The 6,890-nt window shown below is 73.4% G+C and carries 8 protein-coding genes; 4 read left to right on the top strand and 4 right to left on the bottom strand.

What is annotated here, in order from left to right:
* Positions 1-108: 108 nt before the first annotated feature.
* The 3 genes from ACIQOV_RS19900 (at position 109) to ACIQOV_RS19890 (ending at position 2,442) form a co-directional block, all read left to right on the top strand.
* Positions 109-609 (top strand): universal stress protein, encoded by a 501-nt coding sequence (locus ACIQOV_RS19900; RefSeq protein ID WP_401050133.1) that lies wholly within the window; start codon positions 109-111, stop codon positions 607-609.
* Positions 606-1,832: a PP2C family protein-serine/threonine phosphatase gene (locus ACIQOV_RS19895; RefSeq protein WP_401050130.1), complete on the top strand. Its 1,227-nt coding sequence runs from the start codon at positions 606-608 to the stop codon at positions 1,830-1,832. Before ACIQOV_RS19900 ends, ACIQOV_RS19895 begins: the two co-directional genes overlap by 4 nt.
* Before the next feature lie 94 nt (positions 1,833-1,926).
* A complete protein-coding gene (locus ACIQOV_RS19890) occupies positions 1,927-2,442 on the top strand; it encodes a universal stress protein (protein WP_401050127.1) in 516 nt (171 codons plus the stop codon).
* Here the strand turns inward: ACIQOV_RS19890 and ACIQOV_RS19885 are convergent.
* Positions 2,376-2,672 carry a DUF4193 domain-containing protein gene (locus ACIQOV_RS19885; protein ID WP_401050125.1) on the bottom strand — a complete coding sequence of 99 codons (297 nt, stop codon included), beginning with the start codon at positions 2,670-2,672 and terminating at the stop codon, positions 2,376-2,378. The two genes, ACIQOV_RS19890 and ACIQOV_RS19885, sit on opposite strands and share 67 nt — an antisense overlap.
* A gap of 543 nt (positions 2,673-3,215) precedes the next feature.
* Here ACIQOV_RS19885 and ACIQOV_RS19880 point away from each other — a divergent pair.
* Positions 3,216-3,374 carry a hypothetical protein gene (locus ACIQOV_RS19880; RefSeq protein WP_401050122.1) on the top strand — a complete coding sequence of 53 codons (159 nt, stop codon included), beginning with the start codon at positions 3,216-3,218 and terminating at the stop codon, positions 3,372-3,374.
* A 366-nt stretch (positions 3,375-3,740) separates the two neighbouring features.
* On the opposite strand, the gene ACIQOV_RS19875 is transcribed toward ACIQOV_RS19880, so the two are convergent.
* The 3 genes from ACIQOV_RS19875 to ACIQOV_RS19865 all read right to left on the bottom strand — a co-directional run bounded on the left by ACIQOV_RS19875 (position 3,741) and on the right by ACIQOV_RS19865 (position 6,803).
* Positions 3,741-4,478, bottom strand: coding sequence for a hypothetical protein (locus tag ACIQOV_RS19875; RefSeq protein ID WP_401050120.1), 738 nt, complete (start codon positions 4,476-4,478; stop codon positions 3,741-3,743).
* Positions 4,479-5,079: 601 nt separating this feature from the next.
* Positions 5,080-5,733, bottom strand: a complete 654-nt coding sequence (locus ACIQOV_RS19870) for a pyridoxamine 5'-phosphate oxidase family protein (protein ID WP_401050118.1) — start codon at positions 5,731-5,733, stop codon at positions 5,080-5,082.
* A 26-nt stretch (positions 5,734-5,759) separates the two neighbouring features.
* A complete protein-coding gene (locus ACIQOV_RS19865) occupies positions 5,760-6,803 on the bottom strand; it encodes a zinc-dependent alcohol dehydrogenase family protein (protein ID WP_401050116.1) in 1,044 nt (347 codons plus the stop codon).
* Positions 6,804-6,890: the final 87 nt, after the last annotated feature.

Here is a 6,890-nt window from a genome sequence, read left to right as displayed (position 1 = left end):
CCCTCCAGACACAGTCGCCTCCCGGCACGGCTCCCCTCCCGGCTGGCATGGTGGCCGCGGATCGCCGATGGTGGCGGTGGAGGACGTCACAACTCTCGGAGGCGTGTGATGGGCGAGGAACCCCGCCGCTCAGCCCGGATCGTCGTGGGAGTGGACGGCTCCACGACATCCAGGTCCGCACCGGCGTGGGCGGCCCGGCAGACCGGGCTGACCGGGCTGACCGGGCTGACCGGGCTGACCGGGCTGACCGGCGGAAGCGTGGACGCCGTGATCGCCTGGCAGTACCCGGTCGGCTACGGGGCGCCCTCGGCAGCCGTGCCGGACTTCGACGTCGCGGGCAACGCGCGCCAGGCCCCGGCCGGGGCCGTCACGGAGGTCACGGCGGAGTCCCCGCAGGTCGAGATCCGGCAGCACGTCGTCCAGGGCCACCCCGCCGCCGTGCTCCTCAAGGCCGCCGACAGCGCAGATCTGCTCGTCGTGGGTAATCGCGGGCACGGCGGATTCACCGAGGCCCTGCTGGGCTCGGTCAGCCAGCACTGCGTCCACCACGCGCCCTGCCCGGTCGTCGTCGTACGCGCCGCACGACCCCGACCGCAGGCGGAACCGTGACCGGCGAGGCGATCGACTACCGGGCGGTGTTCCGCGCCCTGCCCGGCATGGTCGCGCTGCTCACCCCGGACCTGCTGTACGCCGACGCCAACGAGGATTTCCTCGGCCTGTCCGGGCGCACCCGCGAGCAGCTCGTCGGCCGGTACCTCTTCGACATCTTCCCCGACAACCCGAACGACCCCGCCGCCACCGGAGCCCACAACCTGAAGGCGTCCCTGCGCAGGGTCCTGGCGTCCGGCGAGCGCGACACCATGGCCCTGCAGCGCTACGACGTGGAGTCGACCGCCCGACCCGGCGAGTGGGAGGAGCGGTACTGGAGTCCGGTCAACGCCCCCGTGCTCGACGGCGAGGGCCGTACGGTGCTGCTCATCCACCGCGTCGAGGAGATCACCCAGCTCATCCGCGCCCACGGCCTGCCCGAGGGCGATCGCGCCCGCGTCCTGGAAGCCGAGCTCTACACCCGTGCCCGCGAACTCCAGGAGGTCAACGAGCGTCTGCGCGAGTCCCACGCCCGCGAACGCGAGGTCGCACTCGTGCTCCAGGCGGCCATGCTGCCGGAGCCCAGACCACTCGAACGCCACCGTGCCGCGGTCCGCTACCGACCCGCCGTGGGCGCCCTCAACGTCTGCGGCGACTGGTACGACCTCGTCGAACTGCCGGACGACCGCGTCGCGGTCGCCGTCGGCGACGTGGTCGGCCACGGCCTGGTCGCCGCCGGTGTCATGGGCCAGCTCCGCAGTGCCCTCAGCGCCGCCTCCCGGGTTGCCGGCGGCCCCGCCCAGGCCCTGGAGGTGCTCGGTCTGTACGCCCGTTCCGTCGAGGGCGCCGAATCCACCACCGCCGCGACCGCCTTCATCGACTCCGGCGCCCACACCATCACCTACAGCAGCGCCGGCCATCCCCCACCCGCCCTGCTGCACGGCGACGGCACCGTCGAATTCCTCGACCGGGCCACCGACCCTCCGCTCGGCGCCCGTCCCGAGCACCGGACACGGCCCGAGGCCGTCACCCGATTCGCCGAGGGGGACACGCTCGCCCTCTACACCGACGGCCTGGTCGAACGCCGCCACGAGGACATCGACACCGGCCTGGACCGCCTCGCGCACGTCCTCACCACGCATCGCTCCGCCGACCCCGACGCCATCGCCGACACCGTCCTCACCGAACTGATCCCCCCCGGCGGCGCCACCGACGACACCGCGCTCGTCGTCATCCGGCTCTGACGGCAGCACCCGGCCTGCGACGGGTCCCGGGGGCGCCGGCCAGGAGCGCGGGGACCGAGAGCGGACCCACCGTCCGAAGCCCTTGGAGAACGCCGTGAACGGCCGGATCACCGTCGGGTACGACGGATCACCCAAAAGCGTCGCAGCCACGCAGTGGGCCGCGTGCGAGGCCGAACTCCGCGGTATGCGTCTGGAGCTGCTCCTGGCCTGGCCGTGGACCGCCGATCACCTGCTCGGCTCCCCGGACGCCGTGGCCGAGAGGCGAAAGCGGCTCGCCCGGCAGGCGAACCGGCAGGCGGCGCCGCCCACTTCCGTCGCGCGTCGGGTCCGACCGGCCCGCTGCTACGGGACGGTGATCCGTCCACCTGTGGCGACCGGGCTCCGCAGCCGTCGTCATCGCCCCGCTCCACCCGGCCGGACTCGTACCTCGGCCGGCCATCGACGCTCGGCACTGGCGGGCCGTACGTCCAGTCTCGTTCGCCGTCCTGGCCGCGGCACTCGTGACAACCGGCGCTGTCCGCGCAGTGGGCGCGGCGACTGCTGTCAGGGGGCGCAATCGCGGCAGATCATCCCGCCCTGGTCGGCGTGGACGAGCTGGCTGCGATGGTGAACCATGGAGCAGGTCGCGCAGACGAACTCGTCCGGCTGTTCCGGCAGGACCCTGATGGTCAGCTCCTCGCCGGAGAGGTCGGCGCCGGGGAGTTCCATGGTCTCGGCCTCTTCGGTCTCGTCCAGGCCTGTCACGCCGGGCCGCCGCTCGTCACGGCGGGACTTCAGTTCTTCGAGGCTCTCCTCGTTGTCGTCCTCGGTGCGCCGCGGGGCGTCGTAATCCGTGGCCACAATGGTTGCTCCTTGCGTGGGTCGAAGAAGTCGCCTGACCGGACGGGGCGGCAGGGGCTCACTCGGACGGGGCTCCGGCGGCCCCGTCATCCCTCGTGCCGGCGGTTGTCGATGCGGTGCCCAGGTCGGGGGTGCCGGCATGAGGGCTGCCCCCGACGAGGCCGGTGACGGCGGTGTCACAGACCGGGCAGGCGTGTCGGTGCCAGCGCGGCGGCCACCAGGGGTCGCCTGGTGCGGCGGGGTGCTGTGAATCGGGTTGCATGCCGCGGGTCGACAGCCCGCAGAGGGTGGACTCCGCCGGGGTGGGCGTGCGGGCGGCGGCGTGGACCCGGACCACAGGTGCACGCGGTGTGGCGGGCAGTCCCTCGGCCGTGAGGAGCCGTAGGTTCGCCGGTCCGTCCAGCTCCAGCAGTGCGATGAGATCCATACCCCCACGGTGGACCGGCCCGGCGCTCCGTGCATCCGGTCGTCGGCACGCGAATGCGCTCGGCAGGCGTGAGCCCCGCCGACTCGACCGCACGGAAGCCTCCGAGCGCGCAGCCCGTGCCGGCCCGCAGCACCGCCAACACCCACCCGCCGGCGACGAGCGCGTACAACTGGGTGAGACGGCCCGCCGACCGGGCGAGCGCGGTACGGCCGGCGCTGCCGCTCACCGAGAACCAGCTCGCCGTCGTCCCGAACGCCACCCACCTGTTCGAGTGAACCCCGGGCCCTCGACGAGGTCGCGGACCTGGCCGCACGGTGGTTCACCGCCCACCTCACCCCGGTGTCGGCCCCGAAACCCTGAGCCCCGGAGCCCTGAGCCCCGGAGCCCTCAGCCCCGGAGCCGACCGGGCCGAGGGGCAGTGTCCGCCGGAGAGCAACACCAGCAGGAACCCGCCGACGGACCGCGCGAGGGCGGCCCCGGCCGGGGCGAAGCCGTCGACGGCCGGCCGGGCCGGAGCCGGCAGGACCAGGGCCAAGCCGCAGGCGAGCAGAGTGGCTGGCTCGCGCCCACCGCGTCCCGTGGCGGCGAGTTCTGGGGCTACCTGGCCCGGCTCCGCCCGACACACCCGCTGTCGGCCGGCTTCATCGGGGCCCGCGGCCGATGTCGCGGGCGAGTTCGAGCGCGAGGACCTGATCCAGGCGGACACAGGTCTCGAAGCGGGTGCCGTCCGGCAGATCGGACCGGTCCTCCAAGGCGTACAGGACGCGTACCGCGACCCGGGCGTCCAGATCTTCGTTCAGGCCGTCGAGGGACGCCTGGACCATGTCCGCGTCCACGGGTCCGGACGGTGCGCGGGCGAGGTCGGCCACGAGCGCGCGCCAACGGGAAAGCCTCGCGGCGGCGTCCGTCAGCGATGCGGCGGTGAGGCGGACCGGATCGGTGACGGCGTGTTCAAGGAAGTCCAGGCGCAACGCGAGTGGATCGTGCTCAGGTCCCGGGAAAATGGCTGACAGGTCTGCGGGCACCTCCGGGCCGCCGTTCGACGGTTCCCCGGTCACCGGTCCGGTGACGAGGAGCAGCGGGGCCACGAACACGGAGTCGAGGTGCGGGCTGCTGATGACGACCAGGTCGGCCGCCGGCCGGGCGGCGGCGTCCACTTCTCGGTGGGCGCACACCCGGGCGGGTGGGTGGATGCCGAGCTGATCGGCGGCTTTCAGCAGGGCCCCGACCTGCTCGCCGGAGCTGTCCGGGACGGCGAGCTCGATGAGCACCTGCATGCCCTGGGACTCGCAGGTGCGGGCCAGCACGTCGCCGGCCAGCAGGGCCCGCAGATCCCCGATGGCGAACCGGCGGTCCTGCGCGCCGACTGCGACGGTCACGCGCAGGAGTCGGGCGCGGCGGGAACCGATCTCGGTGTGTTCTCCCGTTCGGGCGTCGGCGATTCGCAACAGCGCTTCCCTTCGACTCGGGCAGAGGGCGGTGTGTCAGGCGGATGCGCACGTCGGGCCGTCGGTATCAGGCGGGTGGAACCCGACCGCTATGCCGGTCGCGTGGCACTCGGCGCCGACCTTGTGGCGACAGTCGAACATCTCGCACGCGCCGACCCGGCCCGGTCACCGTGGCTCTCCACCGTGAGGACGGGTGCCGACCGGCGCGAGCACCTGAGCCTTTCATTCGAGCATGCGCAGTGGCGTGGTGGGCCGCCACCGGCGTTGGCCCGGCGGAAGCCGCGCTGCGACCCGCCGCCCCACCGTCGCATGACTCTGCAGGCCCGAAGGCGGCGGGTAGGTGTCCGGCGCTCCTGTGGCGGGGCGCGCCCGGGGGCGGAGCCTGGAGGGGGGCGAAGGAAGCGGTCCCGCCGCGGGACGGAGAAGGCGGGCCGTGGGGGCGTGGAGCCCGGTTCGAGAAGATGGCGGCGACGGCACCGAGGTGGGCGACCCGCTCAAGCACCCGATCCATGTACCAGCTGTTCAACGGACGTCACCCCGTGTCGATGCGGCGCCCGGTGACCGCGGCCGGACGGACGCGCACCCAGAGCGGGCGGGCGCCGCCGGCCCAGGGGGTGGCGCCGGGGAGTGCCGCGAGGTGCTGCTCCTCGTCCGAGGTGTCGACCAGATGAGCCTGGCCGAGGATCAGGACGCTCCAGCCCGCGCTCCGGTGCTCGTCGATCCGGTCCACCTCGAACGAGACGGGCGAGCCGTCGGCCGGGGCGGCGGCTCCCCTGGGAGCCGTGCGGTAGGCGATCGTCCGGTCGTCCACCACGTAGTTGACCGGGAGCACGACGGGCGCCGAGGAGCCGGGCAGGCCGACCCGGCCGACGCCGCGGGTGCCGAGCAGTTCCCAGCACTGCGACTCGGTGAGACGCAGGAGCTGACCGCGGCGGCCGGTGTCGGTCTGCCCCGGCGGGGCGTCCGGGCGATTCCCCGACAGCAGCTCCGGCCAGGCCATCCCCAGCACGGCAGCGATCCGGACGAACCCGGGCGGATCGAACTCCGGCCCCGAGCAGAGGAGTTGTCGCAAGTAGGCAGGGGACATGGCGGCCCGGTGGGCCAGCATTCCTTCGCTCAGGCCGAGCTGATCGCGCCGCTGGAGGATCCGGCGGGCGATGTCGCCGCAGTCGGGATGGACGCTCATGATGGCGGTTCCTCCCTTTATGGCGCTCACGTCCGGAACAGCGCGACCTTGAGCGCGCCGGTGTCGGCCGCGTCGGCGAAGACGTCGTAGGCCTCCTGCATCTCCTCCAGGCCGAAGCGGTGGGTCACCAGCCCGCCGGTGTCGAGCCGACCGACGGCCAGCATGTCCAGCAGCATCGGGGTGCTGCTCGTGTCGACCAGCCCGGTGGTGATGGTGACGTTGCGGATCCAGAGGTCCTCCAGGTGCAACACCGCCGGTCTGCCGTGCACGCCCACATTGGCCACCCGGCCGCCGGGGCGCACCAGGCGAGTGCACAGTTCGAAGGTCTCGGGCACGCCGACCGCCTCGATGGCGACGTCCACACCGAGGCCGTCGCGGCTCAGCTGCCGGACGGCCTCGGGGGTGGCCCCGGCAGAGGTGAGCACGGTGTCGGCGCCGAACCGCTTCGCGGCGTCGAGGCGGCTCTGCGCGAGGTCGGTCACGATGATGCGGGCGGGGCTGTAGAGACGGGCGGTGAGGACGGCGGCGAGCCCGATCGGTCCGGCACCGATGATCGCGACGGTGTCGCCCGGGCCGATCCGGCCGTTGCGGACGCCGACCTCGTAGGAGGTGGGCAGGATGTCGGCGAGCAGCAGCGCGTCCTCGTCCCGGACGCCTTCGGGCAGCCGGTACAGGGAGGTGTCCGCGAAGGGGGTGCGGACGTATTCGGCCTGGCAGCCGTCGATCAGGTGGCCGAGGATCCAGCCGCCACCGCCGGTGCACTGTCCGTAGGCCGCTGCACGGCAGTAGGAGCAGCGGCCGCAGGCGGAGACGCAGGAGACCAGCACCCGGTCGCCGACCGTGATCGTGCGCACGCCCGGGCCGGTCTCGGTGACGGTACCGAGGGCCTCGTGGCCCAGGACACGGCCCTCCTCGACCTCGGGGACGTCGCCCTTGAGGATGTGCAGGTCGGTGCCACAGATGGTCACCGCGTCCACCCGGACGACGGCGTCCTCCGGGTCCCGGACGGCCGGGTCGGGGACGTCGCCCCAGGTGCGGCGGCCGGGTCCGTGGTAGGTGAGCGCCTTCATGCCGCGATCACTCCTCTCGGAGGGCGGAGCCGGGGCGGTTCCGCTCGCCCTTCCAGCGTTCCCCCCGGCCGCGCCCGTCGCCAGGGG

The organism is Kitasatospora sp. NPDC091257 (assembly GCF_044757675.1).
In the GTDB taxonomy this organism is placed as follows: domain Bacteria; phylum Actinomycetota; class Actinomycetes; order Streptomycetales; family Streptomycetaceae; genus Kitasatospora; species Kitasatospora lactacystinica.
The sequence above is the reverse complement of the archived record's forward strand: the minus strand, read 5'-3'. Positions and strand labels throughout refer to the sequence as shown.

What these genes read in the sequence shown, in the direction of transcription:
- ACIQOV_RS19900 (WP_401050133.1), top strand. Translation starts at nt 109, where the DNA reads ATGGGCGAGGAACCCCGCCGCTCAGCCCGGATCGTCGTGGGAGTGGAC.
- ACIQOV_RS19870 (WP_401050118.1), bottom strand. Translation starts at nt 5,733, where the DNA reads ATGAGCGTCCATCCCGACTGCGGCGACATCGCCCGCCGGATCCTCCAG.
- ACIQOV_RS19865 (WP_401050116.1), bottom strand. Translation starts at nt 6,803, where the DNA reads ATGAAGGCGCTCACCTACCACGGACCCGGCCGCCGCACCTGGGGCGAC.